The sequence below is a fragment of the Streptomyces sp. CB00316 genome (genome assembly GCF_001905595.1).
Classification (GTDB): Bacteria; Actinomycetota; Actinomycetes; order Streptomycetales; family Streptomycetaceae; genus Streptomyces.
Window position 1 is genome coordinate 296,706 of sequence record NZ_LIXI01000004.1, and the last position, 23,062, is coordinate 319,767.

General features: G+C 72.6%; 25 protein-coding genes and 1 pseudogene. 17 read left to right on the forward strand and 9 right to left on the reverse strand.

Going from position 1 to position 23,062, the window contains the following annotated elements; genetic code table 11:
• The first annotated feature begins 100 nt into the window (after window positions 1-100).
• Both AMK21_RS12790 and purU read left to right on the forward strand, forming a co-directional pair.
• Window positions 101-547, forward strand: coding sequence for an SCO4402 family protein (locus AMK21_RS12790; RefSeq protein WP_018510773.1), 447 nt, complete (start codon window positions 101-103; stop codon window positions 545-547).
• Between the two features lie 28 nt (window positions 548-575).
• On the forward strand, window positions 576-1,475 hold the full coding sequence (gene purU, locus AMK21_RS12795) for a formyltetrahydrofolate deformylase (RefSeq protein ID WP_073877295.1): 900 nt from the start codon (window positions 576-578) through the stop codon (window positions 1,473-1,475).
• A 15-nt stretch (window positions 1,476-1,490) separates the two neighbouring features.
• Here purU and AMK21_RS12800 read toward each other — a convergent pair whose 3' ends face one another.
• Complete coding sequence (locus tag AMK21_RS12800; RefSeq protein ID WP_073877297.1) at window positions 1,491-2,948, reverse strand: zf-HC2 domain-containing protein; 1,458 nt, start codon at window positions 2,946-2,948, stop codon at window positions 1,491-1,493.
• Complete coding sequence (locus AMK21_RS12805) at window positions 2,945-3,538, reverse strand: sigma-70 family RNA polymerase sigma factor (protein WP_073877299.1); 594 nt, start codon at window positions 3,536-3,538, stop codon at window positions 2,945-2,947. Before AMK21_RS12805 ends, AMK21_RS12800 begins: the two co-directional genes overlap by 4 nt.
• Window positions 3,539-3,897: 359 nt before the next feature.
• Here AMK21_RS12805 and AMK21_RS12810 point away from each other — a divergent pair, with 359 nt between their 5' ends.
• Window positions 3,898-4,272: an STAS domain-containing protein gene (locus tag AMK21_RS12810; protein ID WP_073877301.1), complete on the forward strand. Its 375-nt coding sequence runs from the start codon at window positions 3,898-3,900 to the stop codon at window positions 4,270-4,272.
• A 125-nt stretch (window positions 4,273-4,397) separates the two neighbouring features.
• Window positions 4,398-4,925: an EF-hand domain-containing protein gene (locus AMK21_RS12815; protein ID WP_073877303.1), complete on the forward strand. Its 528-nt coding sequence runs from the start codon at window positions 4,398-4,400 to the stop codon at window positions 4,923-4,925.
• 47 nt (window positions 4,926-4,972) lie between these two features.
• Here the strand turns inward: AMK21_RS12815 and AMK21_RS12820 are convergent, their stop codons facing one another.
• Window positions 4,973-6,556, reverse strand: a complete 1,584-nt coding sequence (locus tag AMK21_RS12820) for a class I adenylate-forming enzyme family protein (protein ID WP_073877305.1) — start codon at window positions 6,554-6,556, stop codon at window positions 4,973-4,975.
• A 179-nt stretch (window positions 6,557-6,735) separates the two neighbouring features.
• On the opposite strand from AMK21_RS12820, the gene AMK21_RS12825 reads away from it, so the two are divergent.
• The 4 genes from AMK21_RS12825 to AMK21_RS12845 all read left to right on the forward strand — a co-directional run bounded on the left by AMK21_RS12825 (window position 6,736) and on the right by AMK21_RS12845 (window position 11,033).
• The gene (locus tag AMK21_RS12825; protein ID WP_073877307.1) at window positions 6,736-7,935 is read left to right on the forward strand and encodes an amidohydrolase family protein; all 1,200 of its coding nucleotides are present in this window, start codon (window positions 6,736-6,738) and stop codon (window positions 7,933-7,935) included.
• Window positions 7,936-7,946: 11 nt separating this feature from the next.
• Window positions 7,947-9,104: an acyl-CoA dehydrogenase gene (locus AMK21_RS12830; RefSeq protein ID WP_073877310.1), complete on the forward strand. Its 1,158-nt coding sequence runs from the start codon at window positions 7,947-7,949 to the stop codon at window positions 9,102-9,104.
• 7 nt (window positions 9,105-9,111) lie between these two features.
• Window positions 9,112-10,116: an acyl-CoA dehydrogenase family protein gene (locus AMK21_RS12835; protein WP_073877311.1), complete on the forward strand. Its 1,005-nt coding sequence runs from the start codon at window positions 9,112-9,114 to the stop codon at window positions 10,114-10,116.
• A gap of 407 nt (window positions 10,117-10,523) precedes the next feature.
• Window positions 10,524-11,033: an ATP-binding protein gene (locus AMK21_RS12845; protein WP_073877315.1), complete on the forward strand. Its 510-nt coding sequence runs from the start codon at window positions 10,524-10,526 to the stop codon at window positions 11,031-11,033.
• Between the two features lie 39 nt (window positions 11,034-11,072).
• On the opposite strand, the gene AMK21_RS12850 is transcribed toward AMK21_RS12845, so the two are convergent.
• A complete protein-coding gene (locus AMK21_RS12850; RefSeq protein ID WP_073877928.1) occupies window positions 11,073-11,999 on the reverse strand; it encodes a cyclase family protein in 927 nt (308 codons plus the stop codon).
• A gap of 84 nt (window positions 12,000-12,083) precedes the next feature.
• Between AMK21_RS12850 and AMK21_RS12855 the strand changes: the two genes are divergently transcribed.
• Genes AMK21_RS12855 through AMK21_RS12865 form a run of 3 tightly spaced genes read left to right on the forward strand, consistent with a single transcriptional unit; the run spans window position 12,084 to window position 15,226 of the window.
• On the forward strand, window positions 12,084-13,001 hold the full coding sequence (locus tag AMK21_RS12855) for an SDR family oxidoreductase (RefSeq protein WP_073877317.1): 918 nt from the start codon (window positions 12,084-12,086) through the stop codon (window positions 12,999-13,001).
• Between the two features lie 27 nt (window positions 13,002-13,028).
• The gene (locus AMK21_RS12860) at window positions 13,029-14,180 is read left to right on the forward strand and encodes an acyl-CoA dehydrogenase family protein (protein ID WP_073877319.1); all 1,152 of its coding nucleotides are present in this window, start codon (window positions 13,029-13,031) and stop codon (window positions 14,178-14,180) included.
• Window positions 14,177-15,226, forward strand: coding sequence for a Zn-dependent alcohol dehydrogenase (locus AMK21_RS12865; RefSeq protein ID WP_073877321.1), 1,050 nt, complete (start codon window positions 14,177-14,179; stop codon window positions 15,224-15,226). The genes AMK21_RS12860 and AMK21_RS12865 overlap by 4 nt, the downstream gene beginning before the upstream one ends.
• A gap of 80 nt (window positions 15,227-15,306) precedes the next feature.
• Here AMK21_RS12865 and AMK21_RS36005 read toward each other — a convergent pair.
• Both AMK21_RS36005 and AMK21_RS12875 read right to left on the reverse strand, forming a co-directional pair.
• Window positions 15,307-15,495: pseudogene (locus tag AMK21_RS36005) on the reverse strand (TetR-like C-terminal domain-containing protein); the annotation flags it as partial.
• Window positions 15,496-15,532: 37 nt separating this feature from the next.
• Window positions 15,533-16,522, reverse strand: a complete 990-nt coding sequence (locus tag AMK21_RS12875) for a GlxA family transcriptional regulator (RefSeq protein ID WP_073877323.1) — start codon at window positions 16,520-16,522, stop codon at window positions 15,533-15,535.
• Window positions 16,523-16,721: 199 nt separating this feature from the next.
• On the opposite strand from AMK21_RS12875, the gene AMK21_RS12880 reads away from it, so the two are divergent.
• Window positions 16,722-17,141 (forward strand): DUF2809 domain-containing protein, encoded by a 420-nt coding sequence (locus AMK21_RS12880; protein ID WP_073877325.1) that lies wholly within the window; start codon window positions 16,722-16,724, stop codon window positions 17,139-17,141.
• Here the strand turns inward: AMK21_RS12880 and AMK21_RS36010 are convergent.
• Window positions 17,092-17,373, reverse strand: a complete 282-nt coding sequence (locus tag AMK21_RS36010) for a hypothetical protein (protein WP_234421918.1) — start codon at window positions 17,371-17,373, stop codon at window positions 17,092-17,094. The two genes, AMK21_RS12880 and AMK21_RS36010, sit on opposite strands and share 50 nt — an antisense overlap.
• On the opposite strand from AMK21_RS36010, the gene AMK21_RS12890 reads away from it, so the two are divergent.
• Complete coding sequence (locus AMK21_RS12890) at window positions 17,360-18,676, forward strand: MFS transporter (RefSeq protein WP_073877327.1); 1,317 nt, start codon at window positions 17,360-17,362, stop codon at window positions 18,674-18,676. The genes AMK21_RS36010 and AMK21_RS12890 overlap by 14 nt on opposite strands.
• 24 nt (window positions 18,677-18,700) lie before the next feature.
• Here the strand turns inward: AMK21_RS12890 and AMK21_RS12895 are convergent, their stop codons facing one another.
• A complete protein-coding gene (locus AMK21_RS12895) occupies window positions 18,701-19,300 on the reverse strand; it encodes a flavin reductase family protein (protein ID WP_073877329.1) in 600 nt (199 codons plus the stop codon).
• Between the two features lie 80 nt (window positions 19,301-19,380).
• Complete coding sequence (locus tag AMK21_RS12900; protein WP_073877331.1) at window positions 19,381-19,965, reverse strand: CGNR zinc finger domain-containing protein; 585 nt, start codon at window positions 19,963-19,965, stop codon at window positions 19,381-19,383.
• A gap of 197 nt (window positions 19,966-20,162) precedes the next feature.
• On the opposite strand from AMK21_RS12900, the gene AMK21_RS12905 reads away from it, so the two are divergent.
• Genes AMK21_RS12905 through AMK21_RS12920 form a run of 4 tightly spaced genes read left to right on the forward strand, consistent with a single transcriptional unit; the run spans window position 20,163 to window position 23,040 of the window.
• Window positions 20,163-20,618: a VOC family protein gene (locus AMK21_RS12905; protein WP_073877333.1), complete on the forward strand. Its 456-nt coding sequence runs from the start codon at window positions 20,163-20,165 to the stop codon at window positions 20,616-20,618.
• A gap of 59 nt (window positions 20,619-20,677) precedes the next feature.
• Window positions 20,678-21,613 (forward strand): pyridoxamine 5'-phosphate oxidase family protein, encoded by a 936-nt coding sequence (locus AMK21_RS12910; protein WP_073877335.1) that lies wholly within the window; start codon window positions 20,678-20,680, stop codon window positions 21,611-21,613.
• A gap of 33 nt (window positions 21,614-21,646) precedes the next feature.
• A complete protein-coding gene (locus AMK21_RS12915) occupies window positions 21,647-21,838 on the forward strand; it encodes a ferredoxin (RefSeq protein ID WP_073877337.1) in 192 nt (63 codons plus the stop codon).
• On the forward strand, window positions 21,835-23,040 hold the full coding sequence (locus AMK21_RS12920; RefSeq protein ID WP_073877339.1) for an NAD(P)/FAD-dependent oxidoreductase: 1,206 nt from the start codon (window positions 21,835-21,837) through the stop codon (window positions 23,038-23,040). The genes AMK21_RS12915 and AMK21_RS12920 overlap by 4 nt, the downstream gene beginning before the upstream one ends.
• Window positions 23,041-23,062: the final 22 nt, after the last annotated feature.

Consider the following 23,062-nt stretch of genomic DNA (forward strand, 5'->3'; position numbering starts at 1 on the left):
TACGGGGGCCCGCGCGGGCCCGCCGGAAAGGAACGTACGATCGAGCACCGTGCAGCAAGGTTCGGAGAACTCTTCCCGTCGCGGCCGTCGCTCCTCCACCATGGGCGTCATGCCGCTCACTGACATGCCGTGGTGGCGCTGGCGCACCAACGTGCGCTCGGCGCTGCACATGCTCTCCGACCCCGTCTTCCACCACGAGTGCTGGCTCGCCGGCCGGGAGGGGTACGGGGACGTCACCGACGCCGTGTACCGCCTGGTCGAGGACACCTGGCTCGACAACTGGTCCGCGGAGAAGTACGTCGGCACCATATTCAGGGACTCCGCCGAGGCGGCCGCCGTGGACACGGCCGCGCTGCGGGTCCTGCGGATCATGCACCAGGTCGGCGCGGACGCCCCCGTCTCCGCCTATCTGGAGCACCACGGCTGGCCGGAGGCGGTCCGCGCGGCGCGCGAGGCGCATGTGATGCTCGCCACCAACGACGCCGAGGACCCGGACATCCCGCCCCGCTCGCTGGACGTCATCCGCATCATGACCAGGGCCGCCTAGCCCGCGGCGGCTGTGGCACCCTACGAGGATGACCGCACCGCAGCCCACCGCCCCCCAGGCCGCCTCGGACACCGCGCTGCCCGAGCAGTACGTCCTCACGCTCTCCTGCCCCGACAAACAGGGCATCGTGCACGCCGTGTCGAGTTACCTCTTCATGACCGGCTGCAACATCGAGGACAGCCAGCAGTTCGGGGACCACGACACGGGTCTGTTCTTCATGCGGGTCCACTTCTCGGCGGACGCCACCGTGACGGTCGACAAGCTGCGGGCCAGTTTCGCCGCCATCGGGGGGGCCTTCCGGATGGAGTGGCAGATCCACCGGGCCGCGGAGCGGATGCGGATCGTGCTGATGGTCAGCAAGTTCGGCCACTGCCTCAACGACCTGCTGTTCCGCTCCCGTACGGGGGCGCTGCCCGTCGAGATCGCGGCGGTCGTCTCCAACCACACGGAGTTCGCCGAGCTCACCGCCTCGTACGGCATCCCCTTCCGGCACCTCCCGGTGACGAAGGACAACAAGCCGGAGGCCGAGGCGCAGCTGCTGGAGCTGGTCCGCGAGGAGGACGTGGAGCTGGTCGTCCTCGCCCGCTACATGCAGGTGCTCTCCGACGACCTGTGCAAGCAGCTGAGCGGCCGGATCATCAACATCCACCACTCGTTCCTGCCGAGCTTCAAGGGCGCCAAGCCCTACCACCAGGCGCACGCCCGGGGCGTGAAGCTGATCGGCGCCACCGCGCACTACGTCACCGCCGACCTCGACGAGGGCCCGATCATCGAGCAGGAGGTGGAGCGCGTCGGCCACGACGTGACCCCCGACCAGCTCGTCGCCATCGGCCGGGACGTGGAGTGCCAGGCGCTGGCGCGGGCGGTGAAGTGGCACGCGGAGCGGCGCATCCTGCTCAACGGCCGCCGTACGGTGATCTTCAACTAGCTCCCGTACGCGTGGTCAGAGCCGGCTGAGCGAGGCCGACGCGAACAGCACGTCGCGGATGGCCTCGCGGTCGCCCTCCTGGCCCGCCGCCGCTTCGACCGGCGAGATGTGGCCCGCGACCAGCTGGCAGAACTCCACCCCGTCCAGGGCCACCTGCGCCACCGCGCGGTCGGGCGAGCCGACGGCGGCCGGTGAGTCGAGCGCGATGTACCAGTCACCGCCGCCGTGCCCCTCGACCTCCAGATGGACCGAGCGACCCGGCTCCCCGGGCGCCACCGGATCCCTGGCCGGTCCGGCGAGTCCGGCGCGGCGGCGCCCCGCCAGGGCGGCCGGGAGTATCCGGGCGGCCAGGTCGATCATCCGGTGCAGATGGGCGGCGGACGGCGGCTTGTACGGGTAGTCCACCGCCTCCGCGATGTCCGTGCCGTGCATCCAGCACTCGAAGGCCCGGTCCAGCAGCGCGTCCTGGAGCGGCAGGGCGAACTCCCCGTACGAGACGGAGCGCTCCGCCACGTTCCGCCCGGCGAGCGACGCCGTACGGATCAGCTCGTGGGTGAGGGCCCGCCAGGGCTCACGGACGGCCCGGGTGGCGGGCGGGTAGGTGGCCGCCCAGTACGTCTCGGTGCGCCGGGTCGGCGAGAGCGGCACTTCGGTCCCGCCGGGCGCCTCGGTCCCGCTGAGCGGGTCGTCCAGGCCGAGCGCGGTGGAGACCAGTCCGTCGACGGCCATCAGATGGCCGATCACCCCGGCGACCGTGGTCCGGCGGGTGACCGCGCGCTCGTCCTCGAACCACCGCAGCCGCACCGGCGCGTGCCAGTCGGAGTCCCCGATGTCGCGGAGCAGGGCGTCGAGCCGGGCGGTCTCGGCGTCGTACGCCGCGGCCCACTCCGGAATCGGGACGCGGGCCGGGCGGCGCCCCAGGCAGCCGTCCAGCACCCGGGTCCGCAGGGCCGGATCGAGGTCCAGGGAGCCGCCGGTGTGCAGCAGCCCCACCGCGTCCCGCAGCCGCAGCGCCTCGTCCGCACAGGGCGCGCACGCGGTGAGGTGGTCCTCGACGGCGGCGGTCTCCTCGGCCGAGCAGGCGGAGAGCGCCCAGGCGCCGAGGAGGGCCTTGAGGACCTGGTGGGAGAGGGCCGGGGCGGAGGCGGCGGTCACGGCGTGAGGCGGCCCGGGGGCGGTCCCGGCATCGACCGGCTCCTCCGGCTGGTCCGGTTCATCAGGTTCATCCGGCTCGTGTACGACGTTCTCGGCCTCGTCCGCCGCGCCCACCTCCGGCACAGCGTCCCCGTCCTCCTCCGGAACCCCCTGCTCCGGCACCGCCTCGTCCGGCGCGGAGCCTCCCGGCGGCGGCGGTACAGGCCGCTCCACCGTCTCCAGATCCAGGTCGTCCACCGCGCCGCGCGGGCCCGGTATGAGGCGCGCGCCCCGCACCTCGTCGTCGCGCCGGCCGCCCTCGCGCCCGTCGCCGCTCACCGGACGCGTCCGTAACCGGGTGGTGAGGACCCTTCGAGCGGCCGGGTGTTGGCCGTGGACAGCAGCTGGAGGCCCAGCCGGAGCCGGCGGCGGGCCTCGTCCTCGGTGACCCCGAGGTCGGCGGCGGTCTGCCGGTAGTCCCGGCGCTGGGTGTACGCCAGCTCCAGCGCCTGCCGCAGGGAGACGGGCATCGAGGAGACGATGTAGTCGGCCCGGGCGGCCGCAGTGGCGCTGCGCACCCGCCGCTCCAGCTCCTCCGGGTCCGGCACGGCACCCTCGCCGTGCTCCTCCGCGTACGCGACGGCGACCGCCCGCCGCAGCCGATGCACGGACTGGCGGTGGGTGAGCCGGGCCACCCAGGAGCGCATCGATCCCTGCTTCGGGTCGTACGCCTCGGAGTTCTCCCAGACCTGGGCGAAGACCTCGCGGGTCACCAGGTCGGCGGCGTCCTCGTCGTCGAGCATCCGGTGCGCCTGGCTGTGGACGAGCGCCGCGAACCGGTCGTACAGCTCGCCGAGCGCCGCCGCCTCACCGCGGGCCAGCCTCTGCTGCATCCTGCGGTCCCAGCGGGGCGGTGCGTCCTTCGCCATGAAACCCCCAGCCCCGGCGCTGTGCCAGCGTCGTGATGCTCCGATGCTCCGAACGTTCTCGTGATCCAGCCTCTGCTGCCCTTGCTGTCCGAATGTAGTCGCCCGCGCGGGCCCCGCACCTGCCTTTGCCGCAACTGTCCGTTGTAAGGAAGCCCTCGGGCGCACCGATCTCTTTCGGCCGTTCTCGCGGCCCCTGGCTTTCCTGGGCAGGCGAAACCGGCCGAAATGATCCTTTCCACCGGAAATCCCCTGGGCCCCGGGGGCGGGAGCGGTGTTTCATGGATGCGCGGTTGGGCAGCCGCGAGGAGGAACGGAAACTTCCGGATTGCCGGGAGCCCCGGAACGAGAGGTCCAGTCGCGTGACGCTGAAGGTGGACGAGACCGAGCAGGGCGACTGGACCGTGCTGCGGATACGCGGTGAACTCGATCTCGTGAGCTCACCCGTCGTGCGTCAGTCCGTCCACGACGCGGTGGCGGAGGGGCAGCACGATGTGGTGCTCGATCTGTCCGAGGTGTTCTTCTGCGATTCCAGCGGGGTGGGTGTCCTGATCGCCTCGCGCCGCCTGATGAAGTCCTGCGGCGGCCGGCTGCGGCTGATCCTCCCGGCCCGGGGCGCCGAGGACGGCTCCCACGTCAACAAGGTGCTGGGGGCGCTGGGGGTGCGCAGACTCTTCGACGTCTACCCGGACACGGTGTCGGCGGTCGACGAGGCGTGCGAGCCGCTGACGGCCTGAGCGGGGCAGGGACGGGGACCGGCAGCGCGTGACCGGCCGAAAGCGGTCGGTGCTGAAGCGAGGTTGTCACACAGGAGGCGTCGCTCAGTGACACGTGAAGGCTCCGGGCGACGTACGCTCCCCGCATGGACAGCGCAGAGTACGAGCGAAAGATCGCGCACCGCTTCGCCGCCTTCGACCAGGACGGCAACGGCTATATCGATCGCGCCGATTTCAACGCCGCAGCCGCCCGTCTGCTCACCGAGTTCGGTACGACGGCCCGCTGCGACAAGGGCCAGGCCCTCTACACCGGGGCCGAGGCCTTCTGGCAGGGCATGGCGGGGATCGCCGATGTGGACGGGGACCAGCGGGTCACCCGTGAGGAGTTCGTCGGCGGGGCGGTGAAGCGGCTGCGGGACAATCCCGAGCGGTTCGCGGAGATCGCCCGCCCCTTCCTGCGAGCGGCGATCGCGGTGGCCGACAGCGGGGACGACGGCGGCCGGGCCTCGGTGGCCTCCGTGGAGCGGGCGCTGAAGGTGCTCGGGGCCAGCGCCGAGATCGCGGGCATCGCGGCCCAGAGCCTGGACACCGACCGGGACGGGCTGATCGCCGAGAGCGACGTCGTGGCCGCGCTCGCCGTGTACTTCACGGTGATCGAGCCCGACGCCACATAACCGCCCGACGCCGTACGGGGGTGGCACGCCACCCCCGTGAACCTGGCTCAGGCACCCCCGCCGAACCGCTCCCGCAGCTGGTATTTGAGCACCTTGCGCAGCGTCTCGTTGCGGGGGAGGGCGTCCAGCACCTCCAGTTGCTCCGGCACCTTGTGGACGGAGAGCCCAGCGCCCCGCAGCTGCGCGGAGAGCTCGGCGAGGGTCGGCGCGGGCGCGCCCGGCACCCGCTCCACCACCGCGCAGACCCGTTCGCCGCGCTCGGCGTCCGGGAGCCCGATGACCGCGGCGTCGGCGACGGCGGGGTGGGTGTGGAGCAGGTCCTCGATCTCCTTGGCGGAGATGTTCTCGCCCTTGCGGATGATGATGTCCTTCAGCCGCCCGGTGAGTGTGAGGTGCCCGCTCTCCTGGACCCGGCCGAGATCCCCGGTGATCAGGAACCCCTCGGCGTCGAAGGCGGCGGCGGAGGCCCCGGCGTCCAGATAGCCCCGGCAGACCGCCTCCCCGCGCAGCCGTACCTCGCCCTCCACACCGTGCGGGAGCGGCTTGCCCTGCTCGTCGGTGATCCGGATCTCCATCCCCTCCGGCGGCCGCCCCTCGGTCAGGGCCAGATGGTCCGGGGTGTCGTCCGGCGCCCCCATCGTGACCATCGGGACCTCGGTCATCCCGTACCCGTGGGTGAGCTGGACCCCCATCTCCCGCACCACCGCGTGGTACACCTCCGGCGGCTTCGGCGCCCCGCCGCCCGCCAGCAGCCGGAGGGAGGGGATGAGCGGCGTGTCCGGGGCCTTGCGCTGCTCGGCCAGGAACATCGCGTAGAACGCCGTCGACCCGCCCGCCACGGTCACCTCATGCCTGCGGTACCCGTCCAAGGCCTCCGGCAACGCGAACTGCTCGAACATGACCGCCGGGAACCCGTACAGCAGCAGCATCACCGTGTAGTCGGGCCCGGCGACATGCGCGTACGGGAACGCCATCGACCCCACGTCGTCCGCCGACAGCTTCAGGGCGTGCGCGAGGCAGGAGCCGCCCGCGATCAGGGAGCGGTCGGTGTGCAGGACGCCCTTGGGGTCGGAGGTGGTGCCGGAGGTCCAGTAGATCCAGCGGACCTCCTCGCCGGTCTCCGGGCCGGGTGGGGGTGGCAGGGTCGCCGGATCGCCGTCGGGGAGGTCGTGGTCCTCGTACGCCTCGAAGACCCGCGGCGGGTCCGGCAGCTCACCGGCGATCCGCTCGGCCATCGCGGTGTGGTCGAAGCCGCGCCACACGCCCGGCACGGCGAAGAACGCGGCCCCCGACTCCCGTAGCGCGAAACGCACTTCACGGTCCCGGTAGAACGGGATGACCGGCGTCTGTACGGCCCCGAGTCGGGTCATGGCGAACGAGAGCAGGGCCGTCTCCAGCCGGGTCGGCAGCTGCCAGGCCACCACACTGCCCGCCCGCACACCCCTGCCGTACAGCCCGGCGGCGACGCGTTCGGCCCGGTCCCGCAACTGCCCGAAGGTCAGGGCCCGGTCGCCCTGGAGCAGGACCGGGCGGTCGGGGGTGAGGGTGGCGCGGGCTTCGATCAGCTCCCAGAAGGTGCGGGAGGCGCCCAGCGCGTGGGCGGTCGCGGTCACGTCGTTCACGGCGGTCACGGGATCCCTCCGAACTGACGGGCAGTCAGATAGTGCCGAGAGCGTAGGTCTCCGCGCCTTGTCGGTCCAGGGGTGCGGAGCTAGCCTGATGGCCGCAATCGCATCTGACGGACCATCAGAAAGTGCCTGTGCCCCGCGAGTCGGCGGGTGCGCCGGGTACGCGGAGGGGACCACCCGCCATGACGGACACGGAACTGCCTCGGATCGTCAGCGTCGACGACCACGTGATCGAGCCCGCGCACCTCTTCTCCACCTGGCTGCCCGCGAAGTACCGCGAGCGAGGTCCGCAGCCGCTGACGGCGGGCATCGGGGAGCTGGCGTACACGGGCGGGAGGTACGTCATCACGATGGACTCGGACGGACCGCCGACGGACTGGTGGATCTACGAGGACCTGAAGTTCCCGTACAAGCGGAACATCGCCGCCGTCGGCTTCGACCGCGACGACATGACCCTGGAGGGCATCACGCGGGCCGAGATGCGGCCCGGCTGCTGGGACCCGGCCGAACGCCTCAAGGACATGGATCTCAACCACGTCGAGGCCTCGCTCTGCTTCCCGACCTTCCCGCGCTTCTGCGGCCAGACCTTCGCCGAGGCGCACGACAAGGAGGTCGCCCTCGCCTGCGTACGCGCCTACAACGACTGGATGGTCGAGGAGTGGTGCGGCGACAGCGGGGGACGCCTCATCCCGCTCTGCCTCATCCCGCTCTGGGACATCGGCCTCGCGGTGGCGGAGATCAGGCGGAACGCGGCGAGGGGCGTGCGCGCGGTCACCTTCTCCGAGATCCCCGCCTACCTCGGACTGCCGTCCATCCACACCGGCTACTGGGACCCGTTCTTCGCGGTCTGCCAGGAGACCGGCACCGTCGTCAACATGCACATCGGCTCCAGCTCACAGATGCCCGCCGCGTCCCCGGACGCTCCCCCGGCCGTGCAGGCCTCGCTCTCCTTCAACAACGCGATGGCCTCGATGATGGACTTCCTCTTCAGCGGGGTGCTGGTCAAGTTCCCGACGCTCAAACTGGCGTACAGCGAGGGCCAGATGGGATGGATCCCGTACGCGCTGGAGCGTGCCGACGACGTGTGGGAGGAGCACCGGGCGTGGGGCGGGGTGCGCGATCTGATCCCCGAGCCGCCGTCCACGTACTACTACCGGCAGATGTTCTGCTGCTTCTTCCGCGACAAGCACGGCATCGCCTCGCTGGACGTCGTCGGCCGCGACAACGCCACCTTCGAGACCGACTACCCGCACGTGGACTCGACCTTCCCGCACACCAGGGAGGTCGCCCTCGACCACGTCAAGGGACTCGACGGGGCGACCATCTACAAACTGATGCGCGGAAACGCGATCCGGATGCTCGGCCTGGACCTGGACAGGTAGGCGGCACACCCGTGGATCTCGCGTACACGGAGGCCGAGGAGGAGTTCCGGCGCCGGCTGAGGGAGTGGCTGGCCGCCGTGCTCCCCGGGCTGCCCCCGAAGCCCTCGCCCGACGACTGGCCCGCGCGCCGGGCCTACGACACGACCTGGCAGCGGATGTTGTACGACGCCGGGTACGCGGGCCTGCACTGGCCGGTGGAGGCGGGCGGGCGGGGCGCCACCCCCACCCAGCACCTGATCTTCCTGGAGGAGGCGGAGAAGGCCGGGGCGCCCTACGTCGGGGCGAACTTCGTCGGGCTGCTGCACGCCGGGCCGACCGTCGCCGCCGAGGGGACGGCCGAGCAGCGGGTCCGCTGGCTGCCCCCGGTACTGCGCGGCGACGAGATCTGGTGCCAGGGGTTCAGCGAGCCGGACGCGGGCTCGGACCTGGCCGCGCTGCGGACGCGGGCGGTGCGCGACGGGGACGACTACGTGGTCAGCGGCAGCAAGATCTGGACCTCGCACGCGGAGGTGGCCGACTGGTGCGAGCTGCTGGTGCGGACGGACCCGGGGGCGCCGAAGCACCGGGGGATCAGCTGGCTGGCGATGCCGATGGACGCCCCCGGGATCACGGTCCGGCCGCTGCGGACGCTGGCCGGGTCCACGGAGTTCGCGGAGGTGTTCCTCGACGAGGTCCGGGTGCCGGTACGGAACCGGGTCGGGGCCGAGAACGAAGGCTGGCGGGTCACCATGGTCACCCTCTCCTTCGAACGCGGTACGGCCTTCGTCGGCGAGGTCGTCGCCTGCCGCCGCACTCTGGAGGCCCTGGCCGTTGAGGCCCGGCGGAACGGCAGGTGGGACGACCCGGTGCTGCGCCGGCGCCTGGGCCGTCTGAACGCCGAGTTCCGGGCCCTGTGGCGGCTCACCCAGGGGAACGTGGCGGAGTCGGAGCGTACGGGCGGGGTCCCGGGCATCGGCGGCTCGGTCTTCAAGCTGCGGTACTCCGGGGCCCGTCAGGAGCTGTACGAGGCGGCGGCGGAGGTGCTGGGCGCGGAGGGAGCCTTCGACCTGGACCGGGAGTGGGCCCTGGACCGGCTCTCCTCCCTCTCGTACACGATCGCCGCCGGCACCTCGCAGATCCAGCGGAACATCGTCGCCGAGCGCATCCTCGGCCTCCCGAAGGGGCGCTGAGGCGGCCATGGACTTCCAGCTCTCGGACGACCAGCGGGCCCTGCGGTCCGGTATGCGCGACCTGCTCGGTGCGGTGTTCGACCGGGACCGGATGCGGGCGGCGGTGGAGCGGGGCGGTGGGGTGGACCGGGGGCTGTGGCGTCAGCTGGGCGCCGCCGGGTTCTTCGCGCTGCGGCTGCCGGAGGACGCGGGCGGGGTGGGGCTCGGGCTGCCGGAGGCGGTGCTGCTCTTCGAGGAGGCGGGCCGGGCGCTGCTGCCGGGACCGCTGGTGGCCACGCACCTGGCGGCGGGGGTGGTGAAGGGGGCCGCGGAGGGGGCGGCGGTGGTGACGGTGGCGGAGGGGCGCGGCCGGCCGGTGGCGGACCTTGGGGGCGCGGACGCGGTGCTGGTGGCGGGGGGTGCCGGGGTGGTCACGGGGGAGCGGCTGGAGGCGTTCGCGGCGAGGGCCGTTCCCGTACGGTCGATGGATCCCCTGACCCCGCTGCACCGGGCGGAGGGGCTCACGGGCGCTACGGAGGCGTACCCCGGCGCACTCCGCCGCGAAGGGGCGCTTCTCACTGCTGCAGAACAGCTCGGGAGCGCCGCGCGCACCACCGAAATGGCCGTTCAACACGCCGGTGCGCGCGAACAGTTCGGAGCGCCCGTCGGATCGTTCCAGGCGGTCAAACACCTCTGCGCCGACATGCTCGCCCGCACCGAACCGGCCCGCAGCGCCGTGTACGCGGCCGCGGTGACCGGCGACCCGGTGGAGATCGCGGCGGCCAAGCTGCTCGCCGACGAGGCGGCCGTCCGTAACGCGCGGGACTGCCTCCAGATCCACGGCGGCATGGGCTTCACCTGGGAGGCAGATGTTCACCTCCACCTGAAACGGGCCTGGCTCCGGGCCGCCCGGTGGCTCACGGCGGCCGAGGCGGAGGAGATCCTGGCCGCCGATCTGGGCCCCGTACGGCTGCTGTGCAGCGGTTCAGCAGCCCTCGGTCGACGTGCCGGGCGGAGCCGGGGCGGAGCGTGACTCAGTGCAGCCGGTCGGTGTCGATACCGGGTTGTGTCCTTTGCGTGATTCGTCACCGGGTGGAGTCGGCGCCGGGCTCGGGTACGCTCCGTGGGATGCGAGTGGTTCTGGAACCGGGCGATCCGGGGGCGGCCTGTGCGGCGGCTCCGGTCCGGGGCGAGGGCTCTTGCCGGAGATGTGCCGGGCCTGCCCGAAGAGCGCTTCTCGCGGTCTCTGCACGCTCCTGTTCGACTCCCCGCAGCGCGCGTCGCACAGTATGCCCCACGCGTACTCCTTCGCGCTGGAATATGCCCGAAGCGCTTGTTGCGGTGACTGTACGTCAACCATGCTGTCGCGTAAGGGAATCACGTTCCGTGACCCTGAGGAGGCGCGAGGCGATGTGTCCGCCGGTTCGGATGGTGTGAGCGGTGCAGGTGCTTCAGGTTCAGCTGGAGGTCGGTCCGGATCCCGCGGAGGTGGGGCGGGCCCGTAGATGGGCGCGGTCGCGTCTGGTCGGTTCCGGGATAGGGGATGACGAGCCGCTCGCGGAGACGCTCATCCTGCTGATCTCGGAGCTGGTCACCAACGCCGTCGTCCACACGGGCTGCCCCGCCGTGCTGCGGATGCTGTTCGGCGGGGGCGGCGGTGCCGGGGAGGCCGGGACCGTGCGGGTGGAGGTCGCCGACGTCAGCGACTGCCCGCCCCGCCCGCGTCACGCGGAGGGCGACGACACCAACGGCCGGGGCCTGGAGCTGGTGGACGACCTCGCGGACCGCTGGGGCTGGCAGCCGGAAGGCGCCGGGAAGCAGATCTGGTGCGAGGTGGACCGGGGCGCTCCGGCGGCGGTCGCGAAGGCGCCGCCGAGGGTCGTCGTGCAGGGCGGCGAGGTGTGCGAACCGCCCTCCTGCGTCTTCACGAACGCGACCGGCCTGGCCTGAGCGTCTTGACTCACCCGGGGCTTACCGGGGCTTACCGAGTCACAGCACCGCGACCGGGGCGACCGGAGATCCGGTGGCCCCGGTGAACGGCTCCGGTGCGGCCGTGAGCAGGAAGGCGTACCGGCCCTCCTCCGCACAGGCGGTGGACAGCGCCTCCAGGTCCCAGTTCTGGCCCTGGAGCATCCCCATCTCGACGAGGTGGAGCGCGTGCACGGGTAGCCACAGGTCCTCGATCTCCGGCGGGAAGATCTCGAAGGTCAGGGTGTCGTTGGCGACCGCCGCCACGTCCCGGGCGTGGAACCACTCGGGCGTGCGCACGGACAGCCCGGGCGACGGATAGCCGTACGCGTGCCGATCCCCGGCCAGGACGACCTGCATCTGCCCTGTCCGTACGAGGACGATGTCCCCGGCCCGTACGCGCACGCCTCCGAACTCCTCCGCCGCGTCGAGGTCCTCCGGCGTGACGGCGTGATCGCCTGCCAGCCGGTCCACGCGCCGGGCGCGCGCGACATCGAGGAGTACGCCCCGTGACACCAAGTGCTCCACGGCGGCGATCGACGAGAACTGCGCGCCGGCGTGCGCCGTGATGGTGTCCGCGGGTCGGCCGTTGTAGATCCGTCCGCCGTGCGAGGCGTGGGTCAGGGCGTCCCAGTGGGTGGCGGCCTGGAGCCCCATGGTGACGATGTCGTCGCTGGTGGCGACGGCCCCCGGGCCGAACATCTCCTGGTTGATCTGGACCATCGTGTGCAGCGGGTCGATCCGGCCGGGGATGAACCCGCTCTGCACGCCGCCGTGGCGGAGCGGAAGCGCGAGCGGTATCCGGCGACCGCTCCGGACGGCGGCGACGGCCTCCCGTACGACGGCATCGGTGATCAGGTTGAGCGTCCCGCGCTCGTCGGCCTCGCCCCAGCGCCCCCAGTTGTTCACGCGCCCCGCGATGTCATGGAACTCGGCCGGCAGGGACATGGGGACCTCCTGGGTCTTGTGCCGGAGCGTCTGACTGCCCATAAAATCTAACGGTCCGTCAGAAACCGCGGGAAGGGGCCGGGCATGGGGAACTTCTTGGCAGGCAAGGTGGTCGCCGTCACGGGGGCCGGCCGGGGCATCGGGCGGGCGGTCGCGCTCGCGGCGGCGGAGGAGGGGGCGCGGGTCGTCGTCAACGACTACGGCGTCTCGGTGGAAGGGTCCGAGCCCGCCAGCGAGATCGCCCGCTCCGTCGTCAAGGAGATCGAGGCGGCGGGCGGGCAGGCGGTCGCGGTGGCCGACGACATCTCCACGATGGCGGGCGGGCAGCGGATCGTGGACACGGCGCTTGCGGAGTACGGGCGGCTCGACGGGGCCGTGTGCGTGGCCGGGATCCTGCGGGAGCGGATGTTGTTCAACATGTCCGAGGAGGAGTGGGACCCGGTCCTCGCGACGCACCTGAAGGGCACGTTCACGGTCTTCCGCGCCGCCTCGGCGGTGATGCGGAAGCAGGAGGGCGGGGGCACGCTGATCGGCTTCACCAGCGGCAACCACCAGGGGAGCGTGTCCCAGGCCAACTACAGCGCGGCGAAGGGCGGGATCATCTCGCTGGTCCGCAGCGCGGCGCTGGGCCTGCACCGGTACGGGGTGACGGCCAACGCGGTCGCCCCGGTGGCCCGGACCCGGATGTCGGCCGGGGTGCCGATGGGGCTGGCGGAGATCGGTGAGCCGGAGGACGTGGCGGCGCTGGTGGTCTACCTGCTGAGCGAGCGGGCGCGGGCGGAGAGGATCACCGGCCAGGTGTACACGATCGCCGGCCCCAAGATCGCGGTCTGGGCCCAGCCGAGGGAGCTCCGGGCGGGGTACGCGGAGGGGGCGCCCTGGACCCCGGAACGGATCGCGGAGTTCCTGCCGGGGACGGTGGGGGTGGACCCGATGCCGATGCTGGCGCGGGTGGAGGAGATGGCGGAGGCGGCACGGCGGGGGGCGCGCCCGAACCGGTGACCGCCCCCGAAACCACAGGAGGCACGTATGGACTTCCGGTTCACCGAGGACGACCACACCTTTCGCACGCACGCCCGCACCTGGCTGGAGACCCACCTCACCGAAACCCCCGCCCCCACCCCCCGCGCGTGGGAACGCGAGCTGGGCCAGGCGGGGTGGATCGGCATCGGCTGGCCGGAGGGGGGCGGCGCGGGCTACGGCAACCGCGCCGCCACCCTCACCCGACAGGTCATCTGGGCCGAGGAGTACGCCCGCTCCACCGCCCCGCCCCGCATGGGCCACATCGGCGAGAACCTCCTCGCCCCCACCCTCATCGCCTACGGCACCGAGGAGCAGTGCCGGCGCCACCTGCCCCCCATCGCACGCGGAGAGACCCTCTGGTGCCAGGGGTACAGCGAACCGGACGCCGGGTCCGACCTCGCCGGCATCCGGACCACCGCCACCCCGGACGGCACCGGCGCGTACACCGTCACCGGGCAGAAGATCTGGACCTCGCTCGCCCAGGACGCCGACTGGTGCTTCGTCCTCGCCCGCACCGAACCCGGCTCCACCCGCCACCGGGGGCTCTCCTTCCTCCTCGTGGAGATGGACCAGCCGGGCCGGATCGAGGTGCGGCCGATCCGCCAGATGACGGGGACCAGCGAGTTCAACGAGGTCTTCTTCGACGGGGCCCGGGCCGCCGAGGCCGTCGGCGGCGAGGGCGACGGATGGGCCGTCGCCATGGGGCTGCTCGCCCTGGAGCGTGGCGTCTCCACCCTCGCCCAGCAAATCGGGTTCGCCCAGGAGTTGGACCAGGTGATCGCCGCCGCCCGGGCCGGCGGGGCCGCCGAGGACCCGGTCATCCGAGCCCGGCTCGTACGGCAGTGGGCCGAACTCGTCACCATGCGCCGCCACGCCCTCCGCACCCTCGGCACCACCGGCGACCCGGGCGCCCCCAGCGTCGCCAAGCTGCTGTGGGGCGGCTGGCACCAGCGGCTCGGCGAGCTGGCGGTGGAGGTGAGGGGAGAGTCGGGGGCCGTCGGCCCACACGTCTGGTCGCAGCAGCGACCGTACGAACTGCACGACGCACAGCACCTGTTCCTCTTCACCCGGGCCGACACCATCTACGGCGGCTCCGACGAGATCCAGCGGAACATCATCGCCGAGCGGGTGCTCGGCCTACCGAGGGAGCCGAGATGAGAGGCGTCGTCTTCGACGGCACACGGACCGAGGTCGTCGACGACCTGGAGATACGCGACCCCGGCCCCGGTGAGGTGCTCGTCGCGGTGGCCGCCGCCGGTCTCTGCCACAGCGACCTGTCCGTCATCGACGGCACGATCCCCTTCCCGGTCCCCGTCGTGCTCGGCCACGAGGGCGCGGGCGTGGTGGAGGCCGTCGGCCCCGGCGTCAGCCACGTACGGCCCGGTGATCATGTCGCGCTGTCCACCCTCGCCAGCTGCGGGGCCTGCGCGCAGTGCGACCGGGGCAGGCCCACGATGTGCCGGAAGGCGATCGGGCGGCCGGGGCGGCCGTTCTCGCGCGGGGGCGGGAAGCTCTTCCAGTTCGCCTCCAACTCCGCCTTCGCCGAACGTACGTTGGTCCGTGCCGTGCAGGCCGTGAAGATCCCCGCCGACCTGCCCCTCACCTCCGCCGCCCTGATCGGCTGCGGGGTCCTCACCGGCGTCGGGGCCGTACTGAACCGGGCGAGGGTCGACCGGGGCGACACTGTCGTGGTCATCGGCACCGGCGGCATCGGCCTCAACGTGCTCCAGGGCGCCCGGCTGGCCGGTGCGCTCACCGTCGTCGCCGTCGACAGCAACCCGGCGAAGGAGGCGGTGGCCCGGCAGTTCGGCGCCACGCACTTCCTGACCTCACCCGACGGCGTACGGGACATCCTCCCCGACGGGGCCGACCACGCCTTCGAGTGCGTCGGCCGCATCGAGCTGATCCGGCAGGCGATCGACCTGCTGGACCGGCACGGCCAGGCCATCCTGCTCGGCGTCCCGGCGGCGAGCGCCGAGGCCTCGTTCGTCGTCTCCTCGATGTACCTGGACAAGTCGATCCTCGGCTGCCGTTACGGCTCCTCGCGGCCGCAGCGCGACATCGCCCTGTACGCGGACCTGTACCGGGAGGGCCGACTGCTGCTGGACGAACTGGTCACCGAGACCTACCCGGTGGAGGACTTCGCCAAGGCCGCCGACGACGCCCACCACGGGAGGGTGGCCCGAGGGGTCCTGGTCTTCTGAGCCCGCCGGTCAGGAAGGTGGCACACCATGGCGAAGTCCGACGCCACGCCCCTGTCACGTGCCCGACGACACCACGCGCTCATCACGGCCGCGAAAGGCCGCGTCGGGTCGAAGCGCATTGCGGTGAAGTGCCCGGCGAGTTCCAGGGACAGGGCGCCGTGCATCCGGACCCAGAAGCTCATGGCCAGGTGCAGGGCGGCGGGCGGGGCGGGGTGGTCACCGGCCCACTCCCGATGCTCGGCGAGATGGGCGGCGAACGGGGCCTCGCTGGACGACCTGCTGCGGCGGCGGACCGCGTAACCCCGCCTACGGGGTGTCCGCCGACGTCCGGAACGTGCGCCGGTACACCGTCGGCGGCACGCCCAGCGCCGCTTGGAGGTGCTGGCGCAGGGAGGTCGCCGTGCCGAAGCCCGCGTCGCGGGCCACCTGGTCGATCGACAGGTCCGAGGACTCCAGCAGGTGGCGTGCCCGCTCCACCCGCTGCTGGGTCAGCCACTGGCCGGGGCTGATCCCCACCTCCTCCCGGAAGCGGCGGGTGAAGGTCCGCACGCTCATCGACTCCTGCCGCGCCATGTCCCGCAGCAGGATCGGCCGGTCCAGCCGCCCCAGCGCCCACGCGCGGGCCGCGGTGGTGGTCGCGAACTGCGGTTCGGGGACGGGGCGGTGGATGTACTGGGCCTGTCCGCCGTCCCGGTGCGGGGGCACGACCGTGCGCCGGGCGATCTCGTTGGCGACGGCGGACCCGTGGTCGCGGCGCACGAGGTGGAGGCAGAGGTCGATCCCGGCGGCGACCCCGGCGGAGGTGAGGACGTCGCCGTCGTCGATGAACAGGACGTCCGGGTCGACGCGGACCCGCGGGAAGAGCCGCTGGAAGTGGTCGGCGGAGGACCAGTGCGTGGTGGCCGGGCGGCCGTCCAGGTATCCGGCGGCGGCCAGGACGTAGCTGCCGGTGCAGATGGAGACCATGCGGGTGCCCGGCCGGATCAGCGCGAGGGCGGCCGCCAGCTCATCGGTGAGCCTGCCCTCCTCGAAGACCGGGCCCAGTTCGTAGCTGGCGGGGATGACCACGGTGTCGGCGGTGGCGAGCGCCTCCGGGCCGTGCTCCACCAGGATCGCGTAGTCGGAGTCGGTCCGGACGGGGCCCGGCGGGCGCACCGAGCAGGTCACGACCTCGTACAACTTCCCGCCCTTGTTGCCCGGTACGGGCTCCAGGGAGCGGCCGAAGATCCGGTGGGGGATGCCTAACTCGAAGGGGAGCAGTCCGTCCAGGGCCAGGACGGCGACGCGGTGCGGCATGGCGGGCCTCCTCGAAAGGCGTCGGCGGGCTCGGCGGAGCCCGCCTGACGCTCACCGGCTGAAACTCACTGGCTGGTATAGACCATAGGCTGATACAGGTTAGCGACGTGATGCAGAAGCCGACAGGGACCAACATGGGGGTGGTGGCGGTGCTGCTGGTGGCCCGGCCGATCCGACAGTTGAAGAGGATGGGGCTGACGTGAGGGTTTCTCCCCGCGTGGTCGCGGCGGCCGCCGCGGTCGCCACCGTCACCGCCGGCCTCGCCGTGCGCGCCGGTGCGGACGGCGCCTTCGCCAAGTACGCGGGGAGCGCGCTCTATACGGTGTTGCTCTGCGCCCTCGTCGCCCTCTGCGCGCCCCGCGCGCGGCCGGTCGCCGTGGCCGGGGCCGCGCTCGCCCTGAGCTGGGCGGTCGAGTTCCTCCAGCTCACCGGCGTACCGGCCCAGTGGGCGGCGCGCAGCACGGTTGCCCGGCTGGTGGTCGGCTCGACGTTCAACGCCCCGGACCTGTTCTGGTACGCGGTGGGCGCGGCGGCGGCCTGGGGCGTCCACGCCGGGGTCCGGAGGGTCGCTACGCCTTCTTCTGCCGGGCGCGCTTCTCGGCCCGCTGCATCTCGATGACCTCCAGGACGCGGGCGCTGGTCTGTCGACGGACCGTACCGGTTACGAAGAGCACCGCGCCCAGCACCGACACCGGCGCGGAGATCGCCAGGAGCGTCAGCTGCTCCGGCCAGGCCTCGATCAGGTCGCAGTTGTGTGCCGCCTGGTGGCCCGATTCCTGCGAACCGTGTCCTCCCGGCCACTCGTGGCAGAACGCGCAGGCCAGGAAGCTGGTCCACGTGACCGAGACCATCGAAAGCGCCGCCCGGGACGACGACGGGCAGCAGCCGCGCGAGGCGCGCCGCCGCACCCGCGTCCACCGGGCGTGGATCGTCGCCGCCGTCACCTTCGTGACGATCATCGGCGGCGCGGCCTTCAACTCCCTGCCCGGACTGCTCATCGACCCGCTTCACACCGAATTCGGCTGGTCGCGCGGTGAGATCGGGCTCGCGGTCTCCATCGACATGGCGCTGTACGGCCTGACCGCGCCGTTCGCCGCCGCGCTGATGGACCGCTTCGGCATCCGGCGGGTCGTGGTGGCCGCGCTGACCATGGTGGCCGCCGGGGCGCTCGCCAGTGTCTGGATGACCGCCTCCTGGCAACTGATGATCTACTGGGGGCTGCTCGTCGGCCTCGGTACCGGATCCATGGCGATGGCGTTCGCCGCGACCGTCACCAACCGCTGGTTCGTCGCCCGCCGGGGCCTGGTCACCGGCATCCTCACCGCGGCGGGGGCCTCCGGGCAGCTCGTCTTCCTCCCGCTCTGCGCCTGGATCGTCGACGGCCACGGCTGGCGGCCCGCTTCCGTCACCGTCGCCCTGGCGGCCCTGGTCGTGGTCCCGTTCGTCTGGCTCCTGATGCGCGACCACCCGGCCGATGTGGGGCTCGCCCCGTACGGCGGTGCGTACGTCGCGAAGCCCGCCCCCGCCCGGGGCGCCGCGCGCCGCACGGTGACGGTGCTGTTCAAGGCCGCGCGAACCGGCCCGTTCTGGCTGCTGGCGGGCACCTTCGCGATCTGCGGGGCCTCCACCAACGGCCTGATCCGTACCCACTTCGTCCCCTCCGCCCACGACCACGGCATGCCGATCACGGCGGCCGCCTCGCTGCTGGCGGTGATCGGGGTCTTCGACGTCATCGGCACGATCTTCTCGGGCTGGCTCACCGACCGCTTCGACGCCCGCCGGCTGCTCGCCGTCTACTACGCGCTGCGCGGCATCTCGCTGCTGTTCCTGCCGATGCTGATGGCGCCCGAGGTGCAGCCGCCGATGGTCTTCTTCATCGTGTTCTACGGTCTCGACTGGGTCGCCACGGTCCCGCCGACGCTGGCGCTCTGCCGGGAGCAGTACGGAGAGGACAGCGCGATCGTCTTCGGCTGGGTACTGGCCTCGCACCAGGTGGGCGCGGCGGTCGTGGCGTTCCTCGGCGGGGTGGCGCGGGACGTCTTCGGCAGTTACGACGTGGTCTGGTACGCGTCGGGGGCGCTGTGTGCCGTCGCCGCCCTGATGTCGTTGGTGATCCGGCGGGCCCGGGCCGCCAAGGCCGTACCCGGCGGCTGAACCGGCCGGTTCTCGGGGCGGGGGTCAGCGGCTGAACCGGCCGAACACGCCCCGGTGGAACAGCAGCGGCTCGCCCGCCGCCGCCCCCAGTGCCTCCACCCGGCCCACCACGATGAGGTGGTCCCCGCCGGTGTGGACGGCGTGGACGCGGCAGTCCACCCAGGCCGGTACGGAGTCGAGCAGCGGTGACCCGGTCGCCGGGGCGTCCTCGTACGCGACCCCCGCGAACTTGTCCGCCCCGCTCACCGCGAACCCCCGGCAGAGCGCGCCCTGCCCGGCCCCCAGGATGTTGACGCAGAAGGCCCCCGCGCGGGCGATGCGCGGCCAGGTCGTCGACGTACGGGCGACCGTGAAGGCGACCAGCGGCGGGTCCAGCGAGAGCGAGGCGAAGGACTGGCAGGCGAAGCCGGTCGGCCCGTCCGTGTCGCGCGCGGTGACCACGGTGACGCCGCTGGCGAAGTGGCCCAGCACGCGGCGGAACTCCGCCGGGTCGACGGGGAGCCGCTCGTCGCCCCGGACGGCCCTGAGGTCGGGCCGGGGCAGCGCCTCAACAGGCGCCTGCGGCTGGTCTGCTGTCGCGGCGGCGCCGACGGACCTGAGGTACCGGACGGCGGTGGCGGCCATGCCTGCGTGTCCCATCACCCGGCCATTAGAGCTGACGCATCGTCAGATGTGAACCCGCGTGCGGGGTGCGCCGGCCCGGTTCACGCGCCGGCGCGGCGCGCGTAGTGGCGTTGCGCCTTCGCGCGGTTGCCGCAGCCGGCCATCGAGCACCAGCGGCGGGTCCCGTTCCTGGAGATGTCGTAGAAGTGCAAAATGCACGCGTCGTTGGCGCACGGGCGGATGCGGTCGGGCCGGTCGGCCACCAGGTGGAGCCAGTTGTCGGCCGCGTACCAGGCGGGCCCCCAGGCCGGGTCGTCCAGCTCCACCGCCGACTCCGGCAGCCCGTCGGCCCCCAGGGTGCGGCGGATGCGGCCGTGGGAGAGCACCTCGTTGAGCGCCGCCGCGGTGGCGGGTGCGGCCTGCTCGTGCCGGGTGGCGGACGCGGCCAGCGCTTCGAGGGCCGTACGGGTCTCCAGCAGCCGGTCCAGGGTGGCGCGGCCGACGGGCGGGGTCAGGGGGGCCGTGTGGGTGCGCACCGGCTCGCTGTTCAGCCAGATCGCCAGGCCGTCCTCGGATTCCAGCAGGTCGCGCGGGCCCTCCGCGTCGATCCAGCGGGTGTTGAGCAGATCCAGCGCGAGCGGTTCGCCGGTCAGCGGCCGGGGGTCGGGCCCCGGGGGGTTCGGCACGGCTGTGGGTCCTTCCGTCGCGAGGTGCGTCTTCTTCGGTCTTCGTCAGGCTTCTTCGGTCTTCTTCTCCCGCCTTCCTCGATTCTAACCGGCCAAGAGGATTTCACTGGTTGACGGCCCTCGTTCTAACCTTTAAATTCACTTTTACTGGTTGTGAGGTGACCTCGCGGCCCCGACCGAAAGCGTGGGACCGATCCATGAGCAAGGCGAAGAACCTGCAGACCGGCCACATCGGCCTCAACGTCACCGACCTGGACCGTTCGATCGCCTTCTACCGCGAGGTCTTCGACTTCGAGGTGCTGGGCGAGGGCAAGGACGGAGACCGCCGCTGGGCCTTCCTCGGACGGGACTCCCGGCTCGTGGTGACCCTGTGGCAGCAGAGCGAGGGCACCTTCGCCCCCGCGCTGCCCGGCCTGCACCACCTCTCCTTCCGGGTGGACACCGTCGAGGAGATCCGGGCCACCGAGGAGGTCCTGCGCTCGCTCGGCGCCACGTTCGCCTACGACGGGGTCGTGCCGCACGGGGAGACCGGCACCTCGGGCGGCATCTTCTTCACCGACCCCGACGGCATCCGCCTGGAGATCTACGCGCCCACCGGCGCCGACGTGGCCGACGCTCCGACCTCCGGCGCTCCCACCTGCGGCTTCTTCTAGGCCCCAGCCAGGAAGGACCGGTCGCACTATCAGCGCAAGCGGAAGCGAAAGGCAGAACGATGGGCGGCTACCACCGCGGCGAGACCGCCGCGCAGGAACGGGCGGGCTTCGCCCGTCAGGCCGGACAGGCGCGGGGCGCCATCGGCAACACCGTCCCCGACGTGGCGGTGGCCTTCCTCGCCCAGCAGCCCCACGTGGTGGCGGGGGCCACGGATGAGCGGGGCCGGATCTGGGCGACCCAGCTCACCGGGGAGCCGGGCTTCCTGACCGTGCCGGGGCCGCACACCCTGAGGATCGGGGTGCTGCCTCCGCCGGAGGACCCGCTGGCCGCACTCCTGACCGGGGCCGGGGCCGGAAGTGGACCCGGCTCCGAGCCCGTCCCGATCGGCTTGATCGGCATCGAACCGGCCACCCGGCGCCGGATGCGGATGAACGGCCGGGCGGTCCGCGACGGCGACGGGCTGCGCGTCGAGCTCGACCAGGTCATCTCCAACTGCCCCAAGTACATCCAGAAACGCGACCACCACCCGTCCGAGGCGACTCCACTGCCCCGTAAGGCCGTCGACAGTACGGAGCTCAGCCCCGGGCAGCAGCGGATGCTCCGGGCCGCCGACACCTTCTTCGTCGCCACCGCATCCGACCAGGGCGACGCCGACGCCTCGCACCGGGGCGGCAACCCCGGCTTCGTCCAGGTGCTCTCACCCCGGCTCCTGCGCTGGCCCGACTACGCCGGCAACGCCATGTTCCTGACCCTGGGCAACCTCGAACTCAACCCGGCCGCCGGTCTCTTCGTCCCCGGCTGGGACACCGGCACCTCACTGCACCTGACGGGCTCGGCCCGCACGGTGTGGGACGAGGAGGAGGCGGCCCGCACCCCCGGGGCCCAGCGGCTGGTGGAGTTCGAGATCACCGCCGTACGGGAAGTGGCGTCGGCCTCCCCGCTGCGCTGGTCCGTGCCCGCCTACTCCCGCTTCAACCCGCCGACGGCCGCCTGACGCGCCCGCGGCCCTACCCGTGACGGAGTCACCATGCAGATCACCGTGGACCTGGATCTCTGCGAGAGCCACGGCAGTTGCGTCTTCGCCGCCCCCGAGATCTTCTCGTTCGACGACGACGACCACCTCCTGTACGAAGCCACGCCGGACGACAGGCTGCGCGAGGGCGCCGAGAAGGCCGCCGCCTCCTGCCCGGTCCGGGCCATCACCGTGGCCGCCCCATGAGCGCCGGCCATCCCCGCGACGTGGTGATCGTCGGGGCCTCGCTGGCGGGGCTGCGGGCCGCCACGACATTGCGCGCCGAGGGGTTCACCGGGAACCTGACCCTCGTCGGGGCCGAACAGTACGCACCTTACGACCGCCCGCCGCTCTCGAAACGGTTCCTGACGGGGCAGGCCCCCGCCGACACCGCGCTCCCGGTCCCCGACGGCCTCCGGGCCTGCTGGCGGCTGGGGCGGGCCGCGGTCCGGCTCGACCCGTACAACAGGATTCTCACCCTCGCCGACGGCACCGGCCTCCCCTACGACGGCCTTCTGATCGCCACCGGCGCGGCCGCGCGGTCCGGTGCCGTACCCGGCGAACCCGGCCCGGAGCAGGGCGTGTTCACCTTGCGCGGCCGCGACGACGCGACGGCGCTGCGGGCCGCGCTCACCCCCGGGCGGAAGCTGCTCGTCGTCGGCGCCGGGTTCCTCGGGGGCGAGGTCGCCGCCGCGGGCCGGGCGCTCGGGCTCGACGTCACCCTCGTGGAGGCGGGGGCCGTACCGCTGGAGCGGGCGGTCGGTACGGAGGTGGGCGCGTTCGTGGGGACGCTGCACCGGGAGGCCGGCATCGATCTGCGCACCGGCACCACGGTCGCCGCGTACCGGACAGGGCCGGACGGCAGGCTCACCGGCGTCCGGCTGGCCGATGGTCGGCCCATCGCGGCCGATGTCGCCGTCCTGGCCCTGGGCGCGGTCCCGGCCACCGGATGGCTGGCCGGATCGGGGATCGACGCGGCCGGCGGTGTGCCCACCGACTCCCGAATGCGGGCCCTGTTCCCGGACGGCAGCGCCGTACCGGGCGTGGTCGCGGCGGGCGACGCGGCCCGGGTCCCGCAACCCCTGGCGGACGGCGCGGCCCCGGCCCTCGGCCACTGGTCCGGCGCGGTGGAGCAGGGTGCGGCGGCCGCCCGTACGCTGCTGCGGGGCGAGGCGGCCCCGGTCTTCGCCGAGGTGCCCTCCTTCTGGTCCGACTTCCATGGCGTCCGGCTCCGTTCGGTGGGCCTCCCGGGCCTGGCAGACACGGCGAAGGTCCACGAGTGCGACCGGGGCGCCCGGCGGCTGGAGGTCAGCTACCACCTGGACGGCCGCCTGGTGGGCGCCCTGACCATCGGCCGGACCTCCCGACTGGCGGCCTATCGGGAGATGTTGGCCGAGCACACGTCCTGACGTCGGCCGAGCACACTCTCCG

Excerpts from the sequence above, each read along its gene's own strand:
- AMK21_RS12790 (WP_018510773.1), top strand. The coding sequence starts at position 101 with ATGGGCGTCATGCCGCTCACTGACATGCCGTGGTGGCGCTGGCGCACC.
- purU (WP_073877295.1), top strand. The coding sequence starts at position 576 with ATGACCGCACCGCAGCCCACCGCCCCCCAGGCCGCCTCGGACACCGCG.
- AMK21_RS12805 (WP_073877299.1), bottom strand. The coding sequence starts at position 3,538 with ATGGCGAAGGACGCACCGCCCCGCTGGGACCGCAGGATGCAGCAGAGG.
- AMK21_RS12815 (WP_073877303.1), top strand. The coding sequence starts at position 4,398 with ATGGACAGCGCAGAGTACGAGCGAAAGATCGCGCACCGCTTCGCCGCC.
- AMK21_RS12825 (WP_073877307.1), top strand. The coding sequence starts at position 6,736 with ATGACGGACACGGAACTGCCTCGGATCGTCAGCGTCGACGACCACGTG.
- AMK21_RS12835 (WP_073877311.1), top strand. The coding sequence starts at position 9,112 with ATGGACTTCCAGCTCTCGGACGACCAGCGGGCCCTGCGGTCCGGTATG.
- AMK21_RS12850 (WP_073877928.1), bottom strand. The coding sequence starts at position 11,999 with ATGTCCCTGCCGGCCGAGTTCCATGACATCGCGGGGCGCGTGAACAAC.
- AMK21_RS12855 (WP_073877317.1), top strand. The coding sequence starts at position 12,084 with ATGGGGAACTTCTTGGCAGGCAAGGTGGTCGCCGTCACGGGGGCCGGC.
- AMK21_RS12860 (WP_073877319.1), top strand. The coding sequence starts at position 13,029 with ATGGACTTCCGGTTCACCGAGGACGACCACACCTTTCGCACGCACGCC.
- AMK21_RS12865 (WP_073877321.1), top strand. The coding sequence starts at position 14,177 with ATGAGAGGCGTCGTCTTCGACGGCACACGGACCGAGGTCGTCGACGAC.
- AMK21_RS12875 (WP_073877323.1), bottom strand. The coding sequence starts at position 16,522 with ATGCCGCACCGCGTCGCCGTCCTGGCCCTGGACGGACTGCTCCCCTTC.
- AMK21_RS36010 (WP_234421918.1), bottom strand. The coding sequence starts at position 17,373 with ATGGTCTCGGTCACGTGGACCAGCTTCCTGGCCTGCGCGTTCTGCCAC.
- AMK21_RS12895 (WP_073877329.1), bottom strand. The coding sequence starts at position 19,300 with ATGGCCGCCACCGCCGTCCGGTACCTCAGGTCCGTCGGCGCCGCCGCG.
- AMK21_RS12905 (WP_073877333.1), top strand. The coding sequence starts at position 20,163 with ATGAGCAAGGCGAAGAACCTGCAGACCGGCCACATCGGCCTCAACGTC.
- AMK21_RS12910 (WP_073877335.1), top strand. The coding sequence starts at position 20,678 with ATGGGCGGCTACCACCGCGGCGAGACCGCCGCGCAGGAACGGGCGGGC.
- AMK21_RS12915 (WP_073877337.1), top strand. The coding sequence starts at position 21,647 with ATGCAGATCACCGTGGACCTGGATCTCTGCGAGAGCCACGGCAGTTGC.
- AMK21_RS12920 (WP_073877339.1), top strand. The coding sequence starts at position 21,835 with ATGAGCGCCGGCCATCCCCGCGACGTGGTGATCGTCGGGGCCTCGCTG.